Consider the following 16350-nt stretch of genomic DNA (forward strand, 5'->3'; position numbering starts at 1 on the left):
CTGCCGGGATGACGGGTGCGGGCAAGGCGTTGGACATCGCCATTTGCGGGGCGGGGCCGGCGGGCCTTGCCACCGCGCTTTATATGCACCGTCTGGGGCACCGGCCGGTCATTCTCGAACGGTTCGACGCGCCCAGACCCTTGGGGTCGGGGCTGATTCTGCAGCCCACCGGCCAGGCCGTGTTGCATGATCTAGGGCTCTTTGAGGCCATATGCGCGCTTGGCGCGCCGCTCGACCGGCTGCATGGCGCCGATGCGCGGTCGGGGCGGGTGGTGCTCGATGTGCGCTATCACAGCCTGCCTGGCATTGGCCGGGGCCTGGGCATTCATCGGGCGGCGCTGTTCGGCGTATTGCACGATGCCGTGCTGGAGGCAGGCATTTCCATCCGCACCGGCCAATCGGTCCAGGCCCTGGCGGACTTGCCCGCCGGCCGCCGCGCCGTCCTGTTCGAAGGCGACCAGCAGAGCGAGCCGTTCGATCTGGTGATCGACTGCTTGGGCGGCGGTTCGCCCCTCAAGCCGCATTCCAGCGGCCCGGGCAAGGCACGTGCTTTGCCGTTTGGCGCGATCTGGGGCACCGTGCCATGGCAGGGCGACGGCTTCGAGCCGACGGCGTTGACGCAGCGTTACCAGCGGGCCAGCGTCATGATCGGAGTTTTGCCCATCGGCCGCGCCGTGCCGGAGGGGCCGGAACTGGCCGCTTTCTTCTGGAGTCTCAAGCCGGCCGATTACGAGGCCCTGAGGCAAAAAGGCTTTGCGGCGTGGAAAGAGGCTGTGCTTGGCCATTGGCCCGAAGTGCGGCCTCATCTCGATGCCGTCGAGGATTTTTCTGCCATGACCCTGGCGCGGTATGCGCATCACACCATGGCCATGCCGGTCGGGGAGGCACTGGCCTTTGTCGGCGACAGTGCGCATTCGGCCAGCCCGCAATTGGGGCAAGGCGCCAATATGGCGCTGCTCGATGCCAGGGCGCTGCACCTGGCCTTGCGCGACCATCCGGACGATCTGGACAAGGCCCTGGCGCATTATGCGAGGCTGCGGCGCGGCCATGTGCGGCTCTATCAGGCGCTCAGCGCCATGTTCACGCCCTTCTACCAGTCCGATAGCCGGATGCTGCCCATGGTCCGGGATCTGTTCGTTTCGGCGCTGGCCAAAATTCCGCCGGCCCCGCAATTGCTCGCGGCCATCGTCGCGGGGGCGCTGCTGTCACCGATCAAAAAGCTGGAACTGGAAAAGCCGCCGGGGTTCTAGTGGGCAAGGCTTCGGGAGGTGACGGCCCTCGGGTCAGGCCCGAGGGTGGCGACCTCTGCTACTTCACCATGTCCGGACAAACATAGGGCACGCTCGCCAGGGCGAAATGCTGTTCCTGTACCTCGCTACCCAGCTTGAGGCTCAGCACCAGTTCGGTCGCCGTGAGGCTCGAAATATCGGCATTGATGGTCATGCCGTCCTCGTCCCAGCTGATCGCGGTGTCTGAAACCTGCTGCCATTTCGAGAGGCGATAGGTTTCCCAGCAGCTGTCGGAGACCAATGTGCCATCGGCCAGGAATATCTGCATCGGGCCGGGGCGCGAGGGATCGTCGTCAGTGCGCACCCAGACCTTGTTGAGCAGGGGATTTTCCATTTCCCCGGTATCGTCGGTGGCGTCTTCGACATCCTGGGCGTCCTGCGCCGCAGCGGGCAAGGCGGTGGCGCCAACGCCCCAGACGCTCATCAGCGCAATGATCGCAGCCTTGGTATCCATCCACTCGTCTCCCGTTGTGCGTCCCTGATCTGGTGACCGCTTCCCTGCATGCCAAGTGTGCCAGCGCAAAAACGGCAAATTTGCGTTGGCTCACCGGGCTTTGATTGTGGTGGGACTATTCGGCCACAGCACTCATCACGCGCTGCCATTCCTTCACGCGCTTGGTCTGGTTGGGCCACAGGTCATAATCGGCGATGCCGAGTGTTTTCTGGGCATGCTGAGGCCAGTTCGGATCATCGAGCGCGCCGCGCGCCAGGGCGATGAAATCGGTGTCACCCTTGGCGATCAGGGCATCGTCGGCCTCCGGGTCGCCGCCCAGCAGCCCCACGGCCATCACCGGAATATCGGCGCCATCGCGCACGGCCTTGGCCAGCGGCACCTGATAGGCCGGGCCGGTCTTGATCGAGGCGCCATCAAAGCCGCCGCTCGAGCAGTCGATGGCGTCGACGCCGCGCGCCTTGAGTTCGCGCGACAGCACGACGCTGTCCTCGGTCTGCCAGCCATCGGGGTGCTGGTCGCTGACCGACAGGCGTACGATCAGCGGCTTGTCGGCCGGCCAGACGGCGCGGAGCGCCTCGGTCACTTCCAGCACCAGCCGCATGCGATTTTCGCGGCTGCCGCCATAGCGGTCGGTGCGCTTGTTGGCGAGCGGGGAGAGGAATTGATTGAGCAGATAGCCATGGGCGGCGTGGATTTCGACTGTGTCGAAACCGGCCTGATTGGCGCGCACCGCTGCGGCCGCGAAAGCCTCGATGACGTTGTTTATGCCGGCCTCGTCGAGCTCATCCGGCTTGGTGAAATTGCGGTTCTCGGTATGGATCACCGGGCTTGGCGCCACCGGCGTCCAGCTTTCGAAGCCCACGGCGGGCTTTTCTGCCTCGGTTTCGTCAAAGCCATTGCGCCATGGCACGGGGGTCGAGGCCTTGCGGCCGGCATGGGCCAGTTGGATACCGGCAGCGGCGCCCTGGCTCTGGATGAACTGCACGATACGGGCCAGGGCCGGAATATGTTCGTCTTTCCACAGGCCCAGATCGCCATAGGAAATGCGGCCCTCCGGCACGACGCCGGTTGCCTCCACGATCACCAGCCCGAACCCGCCAATGGCGAAGCGCCCAAGATGCACCAGATGCCAGTCGGTGGCGAAGCCGTCCTTGGCCGAATATTGGCACATGGGGGCGACAACGGTGCGGTTGCGCAGGGTCACGCCGCGAAGCGTGGCAGGCGAAAAGAGTTGGGGCATTGAGAGCTCGCAGGATCAAACAGGCCGGGAGGCGGCTGGCCCCCAGCATGCATATTCCCGCATCCATCGGCAAGTGCCGATGGATGCGATCCTGCGTCTGCTCTTATTGCGCGGTGGCGAACGACGATTGCGCCGCTTCCCGCCCGACCAGTCCGGTCATCCGCAATGCGGCGAGGAAGGCCAAGGCGGCCATTGCGGCGCCCATCACGAAGACCGGGACGATCGCGTGCTGGATCTGGCCGACTGTTACTGCTGTGGCAAAGCCGGCCGAATTGGCGGCAACCCCGGCCAGGGCAGCGCCGATGGCATTGCCGGCCGACTGGGTGGTGGGCAGCAGTGCCGAGGTGCGGTCGCGGTCATCGTCGCTGGCCGATTCCATCAATGTCAGGTTCAGGTAGCCATTGCAGATGCCGAAGCCCGAGCCCAGGGCCAGTTGTGCAACCAGAACGACGGCGATCTGACCCAGCAACAGGCCGGTGAGGATGCCGGCAAGGCCAAGGGCGATCAGCGCCGGGCCGGTGCGGATCAGGGTCTTGCGGGTTTCACGCTGGCGCACATTGGCCACGGTGATGGCCGACAGACTCCAGGCGACGGCCATAACCGCGCCGATGGCCCCGGCCAGGGTTGGGCCATAGCCCCAGAGCTGCTGCACCAATAGCACCAGATAGACGGCTGACGAAGCGCCGGCGATGGGCATGAGCAGCACGACCCAGAAGCCGCTTCCGATGACCGAATTGGGCCAGAAAGCGCCTGTCGGCATCAGCCGGACGCGGCTGCGGCGATCGAGCAGCACCGAGCCGACCAGCAGCACGGCCGCGCCGACCAGCAAAGCGGTCGCCGACAATGGCGCTGCGATGCCGGCCAGGGCGACCAGCATGATGCCGCCGCCAATGGTGAGCAGCCGAATGCCGGGGAAGCCGTGGCTTTCGGCATTGCTGGCCGTTTTGCCGGGCACGACGAAGGCCACCATGACGGCAAAGATCAGCACCAGTGGCACATTGACCAGGAAGGCAGCGCGCCAGGAGACCAGTTCGGTCAGCAGGCCCGCAAGCAAGGGGCCGCCAAAGGCAGCCACGGCCCAGACCGACGCCTGCGTGCCGAACACTTTGGGCACTAGGCGGGCAGGGAAGAGTTCCGGGATCAGCGCGAAACAGATGGCCGCGACGATGCCTTCGCCCAGCCCCTGGAACGACCGGCCGATAAGGACTTCGGTCATGGTTGAGGCATTGGAAGCGATCAGCGTGCCGACAAGGAAAACGGCGCTGGAGGCCAGAAGGGCGGTGCGCGAGCCGAGACGCTGCTTGATCAGCGCTGCGCCCGCGCCGCCCATGATGGCAAAGACCAGATAAAGCGTCAGCGCCCAGGAAATCAGCTCGATCCCGCCCAGATGCAGCACCGCGGTTGGCAGCGCAGTGCCGGCCAGAAAGGCATTGAAGGCGAAGAGCGCGACGCCCAGGCACAGGATCAGCGTTACCGTCGCATAGCGCGGCGCAAAGATCTCCGCCCAGCTCCCGCTGCTGGAAGATTCAGACATAGCTACTCCCCCTTGGAATAAACAAGCGATGCCTTGTTATATTCTTGGCAATTTGAAAAGCAATAGCTTGTTTTATTCGATTTTGGTGCGGCGAGGCCGCGCCGTAAAATGGATCTTAATGAGCCAAAGGTCTTGTTTTTTCTGCGTTAGTGGCCCGGGATTTTCGCTAGAGAACTCATTTCGCTGCGCTTTTTCGGCAATAAAAACCGCCGCGGCGGCGAGCGCCCCGGTGGCAATAATCGGCCTGGATTGGGCTTTAGCTGACCGGGAATTGAGTCGCCTGGCCGGCCACTACATATCAGGTTACGAACAGCGCATTGATGAATGCGCCGGGCAGGTAGCTGCCGGTTCGCCGGTATCGCAGAGCGGGAAACGGGGGCCAGCGCCGAGTTTTCGCTTTCGACAGGGGGATTTGTCGGGCTAGTCTCCCCAACAAAGACGGGGGAACCGCCGATGCAAAAGATTATTGCCGCACTGGAGGATAAGCGTGCTCAGGCGCGGCTTGGCGGGGGGCAAAGGCGGATCGACGCGCAGCATGGCAAGGGCAAGCTGACGGCGCGCGAACGGCTCGATGTATTGCTCGATCCGCATAGTTTTGAAGAATACGATATGTTCGTTACCCATCGGGCGGTGGATTTCGGCATGGCCGAAACGATCATTCCCGGCGATGGGGTGGTGACTGGTTGGGGCACGATCGAGGGGCGGCTGGTCTATGTGTTCAGCCAGGATTTCACCGTGTTCGGCGGCTCGCTAAGCGAGACCCATGCCAAAAAGATCTGCAAGATCATGGATCTGGCCATGCAGAATGGGGCGCCGGTGATCGGGCTCAACGATTCTGGGGGGGCGCGCATTCAGGAGGGTGTGGCCTCGCTGGGGGGCTATGCCGATGTGTTCTGGCGCAATGCGCAGGCCAGTGGCGCGGTGCCGCAGATTTCGGTGATCATGGGGCCGTGCGCGGGCGGGGCGGTCTATTCGCCGGCGATGACCGACTTCATCTATATGGTGAGGGATACCAGCTACATGTTCGTCACCGGGCCGGATGTGGTCAAGACTGTGACCAATGAGAGCGTGACGCAGGAGGAATTGGGCGGGGCTTCGACGCATACCAAGATTTCCTCGGTGGCCGATGCCGCCTTCGACAATGATATCGAAACGCTACTCGAAGTGCGGCGGCTCTTCGGCTTCTTGCCGCTGGCCTATGGGCAGAAGCCGCCGCACGTGGCGACGAGCGATCCGGCCGACCGGGGCGATATGAGCCTTGATACGATCATCCCCGACAGCGCCAACAAGCCCTACGACATGCGCGAAGTGATCGAAAAGGTCGCCGATGAGGGGGACTTTCTGGAGCTGCAGAAGGAGCATGCCGGCAATATTCTCGTCGGCTTTATCCGGCTCGACGGCGAGAGCGTGGGCGTGGTGGCCAATCAGCCGTTGGTGCTGGCGGGGTGTCTCGACATCAATGCGTCCAAGAAGGCGGCGCGGTTTATCCGGTTTTGCGACAGCTTTGACATTCCCATTCTGACCTTTGTCGATGTGCCCGGATTTTTGCCCGGCGTGGCGCAGGAATATGGCGGGATCATCAAGCACGGGGCCAAGCTGCTGTTTGCCTATTCGGAGGCGAGCGTGCCGCTGGTGACGGTGATCACCCGCAAGGCCTATGGCGGGGCCTATGATGTGATGGCGAGCAAGCACATCAAGGCGGATGTAAACTATGCCTGGCCGTCGGCCGAGATCGCGGTGATGGGGGCCAAGGGGGCTACCGAGATCCTCTATCGGTCCGAGCTGGGCGACAAGGAGAAGATCGCCAAGCGCACGGCGGAATATGAGGCGCGGTTCGCCAATCCGTTTGTGGCGGCGGAACGCGGGTTTATCGACGATGTGATCATGCCGCATGGGACGCGACGGCGGGTGATCCGGGCGCTCTCCACGCTAAGGCACAAGCGGAGCGAGGGGCCGAAGAAGAAGCATGGGAATATTCCGCTGTGAGGGGGGACGGCATGATCACCAAACTCCTCATCGCCAATCGCGGCGAGATCGCCTGCCGCGTCATCAAGACCGCCAAGCGCATGGGGATCGCGACAGTGGCGGTCTACTCCGATGCCGATCGGGATGCGCTGCATGTTCGGATGGCGGATGAGGCGGTGCATATTGGGGCGTCGTCGGCCAAGGAATCTTACCTTTCGATTGAGAAGATCATTGCCGCTTGTCGGGAGACCGGCGCGGAGGCGGTGCATCCGGGTTATGGGTTTCTGAGCGAGAATCCGCGATTTGCAGAGGCGCTGGCGGCGGCGGGGATTATTTTTGTCGGGCCGCCGGTGAAAGCCATTGAGGCGATGGGGGACAAGATCACCTCCAAGAAAATCGCGGCGGAGGCCGGGGTTTCGACTGTGCCGGGGCATATGGGGCTGATCGCCGACGCGGCGGAGGCAGTGTCGATTGCCAAGGAGATCGGCTATCCGGTGATGATCAAGGCCTCGGCCGGTGGCGGCGGCAAGGGCATGCGGATTGCCTGGAATGATGGCGAGGCGCGGGAGGGCTTTGAGCGGAGCAAGTCCGAGGCGGCGAGCTCGTTTGGGGATGACCGGATTTTCATCGAAAAATTCGTCACCGATCCGCGCCATATCGAAATCCAGCTGATTGGGGATGGGCACGGCAATGTGCTCTATCTCAATGAGCGGGAGTGCTCGATCCAGCGGCGCAACCAGAAGGTGATCGAGGAGGCGCCGAGCCCGTTTCTCGATGCGGAGACGCGGCGGGCCATGGGCGAGCAGGCGGTGGCCCTGGCCAAGGCGGTCGGCTACCAGAGCGCGGGTACGGTGGAGTTCATCGTCGATAACAAGCGCAATTTCTATTTCCTCGAGATGAATACGCGGCTGCAGGTGGAGCATCCGGTGACCGAGCTGATCACCGGGCTTGATCTGGTGGAGCTGATGCTGCGCGTCGCCAATGGCGAGGCGCTGCCGCTGCGCCAGGACGAGGTGAAGCTGAATGGCTGGGCTATTGAGAGCCGGCTGTATGCTGAAGACCCGTATCGGAATTTCTTGCCATCGACGGGGCGGCTGACGCGGTATCGGCCGCCGGTGGAGAGTGCCGATGCGGGCCTGGTGGTGCGCAACGATACCGGGGTGTTCGAGGGCGGGGAGATTTCGACCTTTTACGATCCGATGATCGCAAAACTGTGCACCTGGGCGCCGAGTCGGATCGAGGCAATTGATGCCATGGCGACGGCGCTGGACAGTTTTGAGGTCGAGGGGGTGGGGAACAATCTGCCGTTCCTCTCGACGGTGATGGATCAGGAGCGGTTCCGCGAGGGGCGGCTGACCACGGGCTATATTGCCGAGGAATTTCCCGAGGGGTTTTCCGGGGCGGAATTGCCGCGCGGGCGGGTGTTTGAAGTCGCGGCGGTGGCGGCGATGATGCAATTGGTGCTGGAGGATCGCAAAGGGCAGGTGGCGCATGCGCCGCTCGGTCATTCCACCGAAGTCTATGGCGAATGGGTGGTGGTGATCGAGGGCGAACAGGTGCCCCTCAAGCTGCATCGGTTGGACCCGGAGGGGAGCTGGGAGCTGAACCTGTTCGATCAGGCGGCGATGGCCGAGCGATTTGACTGGGCGCCGGGACGGACTATTGCGCGGATCGAATGGGCGGGTGGGGCGGCCAGTGTCGTCAAGGTCAACAGGACCACGTCGGGTTTTCGGATACGCTATTGCGGGGCGGATTTGGCTGTGATGGTGGTGCGGCCGCATGTGGCGCGGCTGCTGTCGCTGATGCCGGTGAAGGTGCCGCCGGATATGAGCAAGTTCCTGCTGTGCCCGATGCCGGGGCAGGTGGTGCGGATCGATGTGACGGTGGGCGATGTCGTCGAGGACGGGCAGACGCTGGCCATTGTCGAGGCGATGAAGATGGAGAATGTGCTCAAGGCGCAGAAGCGGGCGCGGGTGAGCAAGGTGCATGTGACGCCGGGGGCTGTGCTGGCGGTGGATCAGGTGATGATCGAGTTTGAGGGGGTTTAGTCGTGCCCACTAACTTCGCCCGTTGGGCCGCGCTCGCGCAGAAGGAACTGCGCGACATCCCGCTTTCCTCCCTCGACCGCGATTATGGCGGCATTCCCGTCTGGCCCGTCTATTTCGGTGATGGTGCCGAGATCCCCGGTGTCGAGCCGTTTACTCGCGGTGTGCGCGCGACGATGTATGCCAACCGGCCCTGGACCATCCGGCAATATGCCGGCTTCTCGACCGCGCGGGAGAGCAATGCGTTTTATCGGCAGGCGTTGGAAAAAGGGCAGAAGGGGCTGTCCGTCGCTTTCGACCTGGCGACTCATCGCGGCTATGACAGCGACCATCCGCGGGTGATTGGTGATGTCGGCAAGGCCGGGGTGGCAATCGACACGGTCGAGGATATGAAGCAGCTGTTCGACGGCATTCCGCTCGATCAGATGAGCGTGTCCATGACCATGAATGGTGCGGTGATCCCGGTGCTGGCCATGTTCATCGTGGCCGCGGAAGAGCAGGGCGTGAGCCAGGACAAGCTCGAAGGGACGATCCAGAACGACATCCTCAAGGAGTTCATGGTTCGCAATACGTATATCTACCCGCCTGAGTCCTCGATGCGGATCGTGGGCGACATCATCGCTCATACGGCGCGGCGCATGCCCAAATTCAATTCCATTTCGATCTCGGGCTATCACATGCATGAGGCGGGGGCGACCGCTGTGCAGGAGCTGGCCTATACGCTGGCCGATGGCATGGAATATGTGCGGGCGGCGCAGGCGCGGGGGCTCGATATCGACGGTTTTGCCGGGCGGCTGAGCTTTTTTTTCGGCATTGGCATGAACTTCTTTCTCGAAGTCGCCAAGCTCCGCGCGGCGCGGCGGCTGTGGAGCGAGATCATGACTGGGCTGGGGGCACAGGACCCTCGGAGCAAGATGCTGCGTACCCATTGCCAGACGTCGGGTGTGTCGCTGACCGAGCAGGACCCGCATAACAATGTGATCCGCACCACGATCGAGGCGCTGGCGGCGGTGTTGGGGGGGACGCAGAGCCTCCACACCAATTCGTTCGATGAGGCGATTGCCCTGCCGACTGAATTTTCGAGCCGGCTAGCGCGCAATACGCAGTTGATCCTGCAGCATGAAAGCCGGGTGACCGATGTGGTCGACCCGCTGGGTGGCTCCTATTATATCGAGGCGCTGACCAGTCAATTGGTGACGGGGGCAAAGCTCCTGATCGGGGAAACCGAAATGGCCGGCGGCATGACGCGGGCCGTGCAGTCCGGGGGGCCGAAGCTGGCCATCGAGACGGCGGCGGCCTTGCGGCAGGCGCGGGTGGATCGAGGCGAAGACGTGATCGTTGGCGTCAACCGCTATCGGCTGGACACCGAGGACGCTATCGACGTGCGCGAAATCGACAACGCCAAGGTGCGGGCCGAGCAGATCGCGCAGCTGGAGCGGGTGCGGGCAAGCCGGGACGAGGTCAAGTGCCAGCAGATGCTGGCGGGCTTGCGCGAATTTGCCGCCAAGGATGAAGGCAATCTGCTCGAAGCGGCGATCGAGGCGGCGCGAGCGCGGGCCACTTTGGGCGAAATCAGCCAGGCCATGGAGGATGTGTTCGGCCGGCATGCGGCGGTTACGCGGGTGATTTCGGGCGTCTATGGCGCCAGCTATGGCGACGACCCCGAATTTTCGGCCATTGCCGCGCGCATCACGGCGTTCAAGGCGGCACGGGGTCGGGCGCCGTCCATCTTCATCGCCAAAATGGGGCAGGACGGGCATGACCGGGGCGCCAAGGTGATCGCCTCGGCCTTCGCCGATCTGGGTTTTGTGGTGCATATGGGCGAGCTGTTCGAGACGGCGCCGGAAGTGGCCGCGCATGCCGATGAATTCCGGGTGGATGCGGTGGGCGTGTCCTCGCTTGCGGCCGGGCACAAGACGCTGGTGCCCGAGCTGATGGCGGCCCTGAAAGACCGCGAATTGGGCGATGTCACGGTGATCGTGGGCGGGGTCATTCCCGAGCAGGATTATGATTTCCTGTTCGATGCGGGGGTGGCAGAGATTTTCGGGCCGGGGACCAATGTGCTGGCGGCGGCGTTTTCGGTGTTGAGCCAGATCGAGGGAAGGCTGAGCAATCGATGAGCAGCATCATCGATGATCCGGCGAGCTTTCTGCACGATTTGGGCGAGTTGCACGATGTCAGCGTGCGACGCGTTATCTACGCCGTCGAGCAGAGTATGATCGATATCGAGGTGGCGGATCTCAATTGGAATTTTGAAGGGGCGGCCGACTATGTCCCTCGCCCCGCTCGACTGGCTTTTACCGGGGTTTCTGCATTCTCGATCGCAGCGGGACAGAACAAATTCCATACCACTATTCTCGCCGGGCCCGCGTCGATTGCGCATGCCTACGCCATAACGAAAGCCGGCACGACCCGCATAGACATCGTGATGTCCACCAGCGAGCAATGGCATATCGAATTCGAGACGCTCACCATTCACGACAATGAGATATTGGCGCGATGATCGGGCGGCTCAATCACATTGCTATTGCCGTGCCGGACCTTGCCGCAGCGGCGGCGAAATACCGGGACCAGCTGGGGGCGCAGGCCGGGCCGGTGCAGGCTTTGCCGGAGCACGGGGTCAGTGTGGTGTTTATTGATACCGGCAATACCAAAGTGGAGTTGCTGGAGCCGCTGGGGGAGGGCTCGCCGATTGGCGGATTTCTCGCCAAGAATCCGGGCGGGGGCATGCACCACATCTGCTTCGAGGTGCCCGATTTGGCGGCGGCGGTGGGCGTGCTGACTTCTGGTGGTGCGCGTATGTTGGGCGAGGCCAAGATCGGCGCGCATGGAAGGCCGGTGGTGTTTCTGCATCCCAAGGATTTCGATGGGACGCTGATCGAGCTGGAAGAAGTTGCTCCCGTGCGTCACCCGCTTTAGGGTCTCCCGGGCATTCGTCGCCATGGGCTGAAACAAATCTCTTGCATCGAACCGTACCGTACGGTACGCCTCACGTCGAAATCCGAAGTGAGTGAGGTTTGGCCCGTGCCGCTGACCATCAAGGTCAATGAAGAGACGTTCACCCCCCGCCAGCAGGCAGTGCTGACGGCGGCGCTGGATTTGCTCGTGGAGAACGGGGACGGGCTCACCATGACCGCGGTGGCGCGCCGCGCCTCGTGCTCCAAGGAAACGCTCTACAAGTGGTTCGGCGACCGCGACGGGCTGCTGACGGCCACGGTGCAGTGGCAGGCGGCCAAGGTGCGCATGCCGCAGGTCGACCGATCCCATCTCAGCGCCAAGGCGCTGCGGCTCAGCATCGAGCAATTTGCCCGCGACCTGCTGACCGTCATCATCGGCGATGTCTCGGTGACGCTGAACCGCACCGCCATTACCCATGCGGCGCAGGAAAAAGACCGGCTCGGCCTGATCGTGCTCGAAAACGGACCGATGGGCATTCGCCGGCGGCTCAAGCCCATTCTCGAAGCGGGCAAGGAAGCGCGCCTGCTGCGCTTTACCAGCAGCGAAGATGCCTATCGCACCTTTTTCGGCCTTGTCGTCCGCGATGTGCAGATCCGTCTGCTGCTCGGCGACAGCACGCTGACCCAATCCAATGTCGAGGCCAATATCGAAGCCGATGTGAAGGCTGCGACAGACCAATTCTTTGCCCTTTATGGGGCAGGGGCCACGCATAACAGGGAGTAGTCCAATGCGCGTCTATTACGATCGGGATGCCGATCTCAACATCATCAAGTCGCGGAAAGTAGCGATTGTCGGCTACGGTTCGCAGGGCCATGCCCATGTGCTGAACCTGCGCGACTCGGGCGTTACCGATATTGCGGTCGCCCTGCGTCCCGGTTCCCCGTCGGCCAAGAAGGCCGAGGGCGAAGGCCTCAAGGTGATGAGTGTTGCCGACGCTGCCAAATGGGCCGATGTCATCATGATGCTGACCCCTGACGAGCTGCAGGCCGACATCTACAAGCAGCATATCGAGCCCAATATCCGCGATGGTGCTGCCCTGGCTTTCGCGCATGGCCTCAACGTGCATTTCAACCTGATCGAACCCAAGTCGACCGTCGACGTGATCATGATCGCCCCCAAGGGCCCGGGTCATACCGTGCGCGGCGAATTCGCCAAGGGCGGCGGCGTGCCATGTCTGATCGCCGTGCATCAGGACGCCTCGGGCAATGCCCATGATATCGCCCTGGCCTATGCCTCGGGCGTTGGCGGCGGCCGTTCCGGCGTCATCGAAACCAATTTCCGCGAAGAATGCGAAACCGATCTGTTCGGTGAGCAGGCCGTGCTCTGCGGCGGTCTGGTCGAGCTGATCCGCGCTGGTTTCGAAACCCTGGTCGAAGCCGGTTATGCCCCGGAAATGGCCTATTTCGAGTGCCTGCACGAAGTGAAGCTGATTGTCGACCTGATCTACCAGGGCGGCATTGCCAACATGAACTACTCGATCTCGAACACGGCCGAATGGGGCGAATATGTCACCGGTCCGCGCATCATCACCTCGGAAACCAAGGCCGAAATGAAGCGCGTGCTGCATGACATCCAGTCGGGCAAGTTCACCTCCGAGTGGATGCAGGAAATCAAGTCGGGCGGCGCCCGCTTCAAGGCGACCCGTCGCCTGGCCGACGAGCATGCCATCGAAGAAGTCGGCGGCAAGCTGCGCGACATGATGCCCTGGATCAAGGCCGGCGCATTGGTCGACAAGGCCAAGAACTAAGAGACAAGGCGGCCGGGAGAAATCCCGGCCGTTTCTTTTCTGCCATGCAGATCGTTCCCGTTTCGGACATCGACATTCGCCTGGTGCCCGGCGCCTGGCCGCTGCCGCAGGCCATGCGCGAGGAGGTGCCCGATTTTTGGCGATCCGCCTTGGCCGCCAATCCCCATCTCTGGGATGGGCGTATTCTCGGGCTGGCGGCGCCCGGCGGCGGTCCTGTCGGGATAATGGATGGAAGATTGCAGGTGGAGGCGCGCGAGGATGCCTATTCGGCATTCATGCTTTGGCGCAGCCGCGGCTTCCCGGATATTGGCCTCAGCCATGCTTTCGTCTGGGCGCTGATCGTCAGCAGCGATGGCGCGCTCATTTACGGGGTAATGGGTGGGCAAACCGCCAATGCCGGCCGCGTCTATCCGCCCGGCGGCTCGCTCGAGCCGCGCGACGTCTTGCCGGACGGGCGGGTGGATGCCCTGGGCGCCATGGCGCTCGAACTGAGCGAGGAAACCGGCCTCGTCGCCAGTGATGCCGAAACTGGTATGACTGTCGCTGTGCTGGACGGTCCAAGGTTGTCGCTGGGCCGGGTATTTCGTTTCGCCGAGCCGGCGGCGGACCTGCTGGGGCGCATTCGCGCCAACCTCGCCGCTCAGGACCATCGCGAACTGGCCGATGTCATCGCCATCCATTCACCCGACGAGGCAAGGCAGGCTAGGGCGGTGCCTTATGCAATAGCGGTGGCGGAGGCCTTTGCGGCTAGCCGGATCGTTTAGCGGCCGGCTACTTCTTTGATTCCGTAAACTCGGCTAAAACCTGCCCTGGCTTGGCAAAATGTCGAGTCGGGAGGATGCTATGAGCTTGCCGCAGTTTCCGGTTGAGGGTGGTTGCCAGTGTGGTGCGGTGCGCTATCGGCTGAGGGCATCACCGCTTTCGGTTTATAACTGCCACTGCAAGGACTGCCAGCGGTTTTCGGGCGCGGCCTGGTCGATGTCGATGGTCGTCAGGGACGGCGATTTCGAGCTGCTGGGCGGCAAGACCGAGCGTTATGACCGCAAGGCCGATAGCGGCAATGTCATCGTCATGAATTTCTGCGCCCATTGCCACAACTGGCTCTGGAACGATCCACCGGTGGGCAACATCAAGGTGGTGCGCGCCGGCACGCTTGACGATCTCGATTGGGCCGCGCCGGTTGGCAATATCTGGACCGACAGCAAGGCGGCCTGGGTCGAAATCGATCCGGGCCAAGTCAATTTCGCCAAGGGCGCGGTCGATCGGACACCTTTGTTCGAGGCCTGGACCCGCCCGCATCAGGATTGAGTGACATGACCACTGAAAACGATATCGCCCTGGTCAAAAAGCAGGAAACCGGGCTGGTGCTCGCCCGCTTCGACGAGGAGGTGGCTTACGAGATCGGTTCGGCCATCCGGGCGCGGGCGCTTGCCGAAGGCTTGTCGCTGGTGGTCGATATCCGCACCTGGGACCGGCAATTGTTCTTTTCGGCCACGGCTGGAACCAGCGCCGACAATACCGAATGGGTGCGCCGCAAGATCAATAGTGTACGCCGCTATCAGAAGGCCAGCTATCGCCTGGTGCTGGAGCGTGGCGAGGGGGTGTTTCCCCCGCAATCGGGCGCCGACCCGGCTGATTTCGTCATGGCGGGCGGCGGCTTTCCCATTCGAGTGACCGGCGCGGGCATTGTCGGGGCAGTCACCGTTTCGGGCCTGCCGGGGCGGGATGACCATGGCGTCGTGGTCGATGCCCTCTGCGATCATCTGGGGCTGGATAAGAAAATCTTTGCCCTGCCGAAGCAATAAGGCACACCTTCTCCGCAGATAGACTTGACTGTGACGCGGCTTTGTCGCGAATAGCGAGATATCGCCTCGGGGGCTTGCGATGAAACTCAATTACCTGCTGCTCGACGTCTTTACGCGTCATCGCCTCAAGGGCAATCCACTTGCCGTGGTGCTCAAGGCCGATGGCCTGCTCGATGGCGAGATGCAGGCCATCGCCAATGAGTTCAATCTCAGCGAAACCATCTTCATCCTCAAGCCGCAGGCCGAACGCAATACGGCCTCGGTGCGCATTTTCACGCCCCATACCGAGCTGCCTTTTGCCGGTCATCCGACGATCGGCGCCACGGTGGCGCTGGGCCTGCAGCACAAGGCCAGCGTGATGCGCATCGAGGAACAGGTGGGGCTCATCACTGCGCTTTTCGAGCGCGTCGACAAGCGCACCGGCGAGGCCCGCTTTGCCCTGCCGCAATTGCCCGAGCCTGCCGGCCAATCCGGGGAGATCCGGGACATGGCGCTGGCGCTGGGGATCGAGGGCGAAGACATCGGGTGCGGCGATCTGCGGCCGGCGGTATTTTCGGCCGGGAACCTGTTTCATCTCGTGCCCGTGCACGATGCGGGCGTCCTGGCGCGAATCCGGGTCAATGACGGCCATTGGCAACAGGCCTTCCCCCATGGCCGCCACGCCGTCTATATCTTCACCCGCACACCCGAAGAGCCCGGCAATGATTTTGCCGCCCGCATGTTGAAGCCCGGTTCCCCCGAAGACCCCGGCACCGGCTCGGCCGCTGCCGCGCTGATCGGCCTTCTGGCCGAACACGCCGAATTCACCACCGGCCAGGCTGATTACATTCTGCGCCAGGGCCATGAAATGGGCCGGCCCTGCACCATCACCTTGCAATTGCGCAAGGACAATGGCGTCTTGGTGCATGGCGGCATCGGCGGCCATGCCGTCATTACGGGCGAGGGCGTGCTCGATCTGGGGGATTGAGGGCGGGGGGACCTGCTTCCTACCCACAATGCCGTTGTGAAAGGTTAAGCATCGCCGTTCGTGTCGAACGGAAATCGCTAAACGCGCCTTGCATCCAAAGCGTGTTTAGCGCATTCTTGATTCAAACAGGACTTCGTAAATGCAGCGCAAGCGCGCCATTGCTATCGCCATCGAACAACGCCAGGCCCAGCAGGCCCGCTTTGTCATGGCTGCAGGTCTGCTGCTTCTGCCCGCTGCCCTGCTCCTTCTTCTTATCAGCCCCTGATCACCGGCAGCTCGGATAAGCGAGCGGGTCGTCAGGGGATTATGCCATCAGCCGAACAGCAAAATGTCCGGCCTGCAGAGC

General features: G+C 62.8%; 15 protein-coding genes and 1 pseudogene. 13 read left to right on the forward strand and 3 right to left on the reverse strand.

Annotation, left to right across the window (positions count from 1 at the left end; genetic code table 11):
• Positions 1-8: 8 nt before the first annotated feature.
• On the forward strand, positions 9-1250 hold the full coding sequence (locus tag QQL79_RS04285) for an FAD-dependent oxidoreductase (RefSeq protein ID WP_284388251.1): 1242 nt from the start codon (positions 9-11) through the stop codon (positions 1248-1250).
• A gap of 58 nt (positions 1251-1308) precedes the next feature.
• On the opposite strand, the gene QQL79_RS04290 is transcribed toward QQL79_RS04285, so the two are convergent.
• The 3 genes and pseudogenes from QQL79_RS04290 to QQL79_RS04300 form a co-directional block, all read right to left on the reverse strand.
• Complete coding sequence (locus tag QQL79_RS04290; protein WP_284388253.1) at positions 1309-1743, reverse strand: hypothetical protein; 435 nt, start codon at positions 1741-1743, stop codon at positions 1309-1311.
• A gap of 115 nt (positions 1744-1858) precedes the next feature.
• Positions 1859-2983, reverse strand: coding sequence for an NADH:flavin oxidoreductase/NADH oxidase (locus QQL79_RS04295; protein WP_284388255.1), 1125 nt, complete (start codon positions 2981-2983; stop codon positions 1859-1861).
• Between the two features lie 355 nt (positions 2984-3338).
• Positions 3339-4517, reverse strand: a pseudogene (locus tag QQL79_RS04300) (MFS transporter); the annotation flags it as partial.
• Between the two features lie 453 nt (positions 4518-4970).
• Between QQL79_RS04300 and QQL79_RS04305 the strand changes: the two are divergent.
• From QQL79_RS04305 to QQL79_RS04360, 12 genes are all read left to right on the forward strand, one after another.
• On the forward strand, positions 4971-6503 hold the full coding sequence (locus QQL79_RS04305; RefSeq protein ID WP_284388259.1) for an acyl-CoA carboxylase subunit beta: 1533 nt from the start codon (positions 4971-4973) through the stop codon (positions 6501-6503).
• Positions 6504-6514: 11 nt separating this feature from the next.
• On the forward strand, positions 6515-8530 hold the full coding sequence (locus tag QQL79_RS04310) for an acetyl-CoA carboxylase biotin carboxylase subunit (protein ID WP_284388261.1): 2016 nt from the start codon (positions 6515-6517) through the stop codon (positions 8528-8530).
• A gap of 2 nt (positions 8531-8532) precedes the next feature.
• The gene (gene scpA, locus QQL79_RS04315) at positions 8533-10647 is read left to right on the forward strand and encodes a methylmalonyl-CoA mutase (RefSeq protein ID WP_284388263.1); all 2115 of its coding nucleotides are present in this window, start codon (positions 8533-8535) and stop codon (positions 10645-10647) included.
• Positions 10644-11030, forward strand: a complete 387-nt coding sequence (locus QQL79_RS04320) for a hypothetical protein (RefSeq protein WP_284388266.1) — start codon at positions 10644-10646, stop codon at positions 11028-11030. The genes scpA and QQL79_RS04320 overlap by 4 nt, the downstream gene beginning before the upstream one ends.
• Positions 11027-11446 carry a methylmalonyl-CoA epimerase gene (gene mce / locus QQL79_RS04325; RefSeq protein ID WP_284388268.1) on the forward strand — a complete coding sequence of 140 codons (420 nt, stop codon included), beginning with the start codon at positions 11027-11029 and terminating at the stop codon, positions 11444-11446. Before QQL79_RS04320 ends, mce begins: the two co-directional genes overlap by 4 nt.
• An 87-nt stretch (positions 11447-11533) precedes the next feature.
• Entirely contained in the window at positions 11534-12208 is a 675-nt protein-coding gene (locus tag QQL79_RS04330; RefSeq protein ID WP_284388270.1) for a TetR/AcrR family transcriptional regulator, read from the forward strand.
• A 4-nt stretch (positions 12209-12212) separates the two neighbouring features.
• Positions 12213-13232, forward strand: a complete 1020-nt coding sequence (gene ilvC / locus QQL79_RS04335; RefSeq protein ID WP_284388272.1) for a ketol-acid reductoisomerase — start codon at positions 12213-12215, stop codon at positions 13230-13232.
• A 44-nt stretch (positions 13233-13276) separates the two neighbouring features.
• Positions 13277-13996: an NUDIX hydrolase gene (locus QQL79_RS04340; protein WP_284388275.1), complete on the forward strand. Its 720-nt coding sequence runs from the start codon at positions 13277-13279 to the stop codon at positions 13994-13996.
• Positions 13997-14075: 79 nt separating this feature from the next.
• A complete protein-coding gene (locus QQL79_RS04345) occupies positions 14076-14540 on the forward strand; it encodes a GFA family protein (RefSeq protein ID WP_284388277.1) in 465 nt (154 codons plus the stop codon).
• 5 nt (positions 14541-14545) lie between these two features.
• Entirely contained in the window at positions 14546-15037 is a 492-nt protein-coding gene (locus QQL79_RS04350) for a heme-degrading domain-containing protein (RefSeq protein WP_284388279.1), read from the forward strand.
• A gap of 79 nt (positions 15038-15116) precedes the next feature.
• The gene (locus tag QQL79_RS04355; RefSeq protein WP_284388281.1) at positions 15117-16004 is read left to right on the forward strand and encodes a PhzF family phenazine biosynthesis protein; all 888 of its coding nucleotides are present in this window, start codon (positions 15117-15119) and stop codon (positions 16002-16004) included.
• 139 nt (positions 16005-16143) lie between these two features.
• Positions 16144-16269, forward strand: coding sequence for a hypothetical protein (locus QQL79_RS04360; RefSeq protein WP_284388283.1), 126 nt, complete (start codon positions 16144-16146; stop codon positions 16267-16269).
• The last annotated feature ends 81 nt before the right edge of the window (positions 16270-16350 follow it).

This window comes from Devosia yakushimensis (assembly GCF_030159855.1).
Taxonomy (GTDB): domain Bacteria; phylum Pseudomonadota; class Alphaproteobacteria; order Rhizobiales; family Devosiaceae; genus Devosia; species Devosia yakushimensis.

What these genes read in the sequence shown, in the direction of transcription:
- QQL79_RS04285 (WP_284388251.1), top strand. Translation starts at nt 9, where the DNA reads ATGACGGGTGCGGGCAAGGCGTTGGACATCGCCATTTGCGGGGCGGGG.
- QQL79_RS04290 (WP_284388253.1), bottom strand. Translation starts at nt 1,743, where the DNA reads ATGGATACCAAGGCTGCGATCATTGCGCTGATGAGCGTCTGGGGCGTT.
- QQL79_RS04295 (WP_284388255.1), bottom strand. Translation starts at nt 2,983, where the DNA reads ATGCCCCAACTCTTTTCGCCTGCCACGCTTCGCGGCGTGACCCTGCGC.
- QQL79_RS04305 (WP_284388259.1), top strand. Translation starts at nt 4,971, where the DNA reads ATGCAAAAGATTATTGCCGCACTGGAGGATAAGCGTGCTCAGGCGCGG.
- QQL79_RS04310 (WP_284388261.1), top strand. Translation starts at nt 6,515, where the DNA reads ATGATCACCAAACTCCTCATCGCCAATCGCGGCGAGATCGCCTGCCGC.
- QQL79_RS04320 (WP_284388266.1), top strand. Translation starts at nt 10,644, where the DNA reads ATGAGCAGCATCATCGATGATCCGGCGAGCTTTCTGCACGATTTGGGC.
- mce (WP_284388268.1), top strand. Translation starts at nt 11,027, where the DNA reads ATGATCGGGCGGCTCAATCACATTGCTATTGCCGTGCCGGACCTTGCC.
- ilvC (WP_284388272.1), top strand. Translation starts at nt 12,213, where the DNA reads ATGCGCGTCTATTACGATCGGGATGCCGATCTCAACATCATCAAGTCG.
- QQL79_RS04340 (WP_284388275.1), top strand. Translation starts at nt 13,277, where the DNA reads ATGCAGATCGTTCCCGTTTCGGACATCGACATTCGCCTGGTGCCCGGC.
- QQL79_RS04345 (WP_284388277.1), top strand. Translation starts at nt 14,076, where the DNA reads ATGAGCTTGCCGCAGTTTCCGGTTGAGGGTGGTTGCCAGTGTGGTGCG.
- QQL79_RS04350 (WP_284388279.1), top strand. Translation starts at nt 14,546, where the DNA reads ATGACCACTGAAAACGATATCGCCCTGGTCAAAAAGCAGGAAACCGGG.
- QQL79_RS04355 (WP_284388281.1), top strand. Translation starts at nt 15,117, where the DNA reads ATGAAACTCAATTACCTGCTGCTCGACGTCTTTACGCGTCATCGCCTC.
- QQL79_RS04360 (WP_284388283.1), top strand. Translation starts at nt 16,144, where the DNA reads ATGCAGCGCAAGCGCGCCATTGCTATCGCCATCGAACAACGCCAGGCC.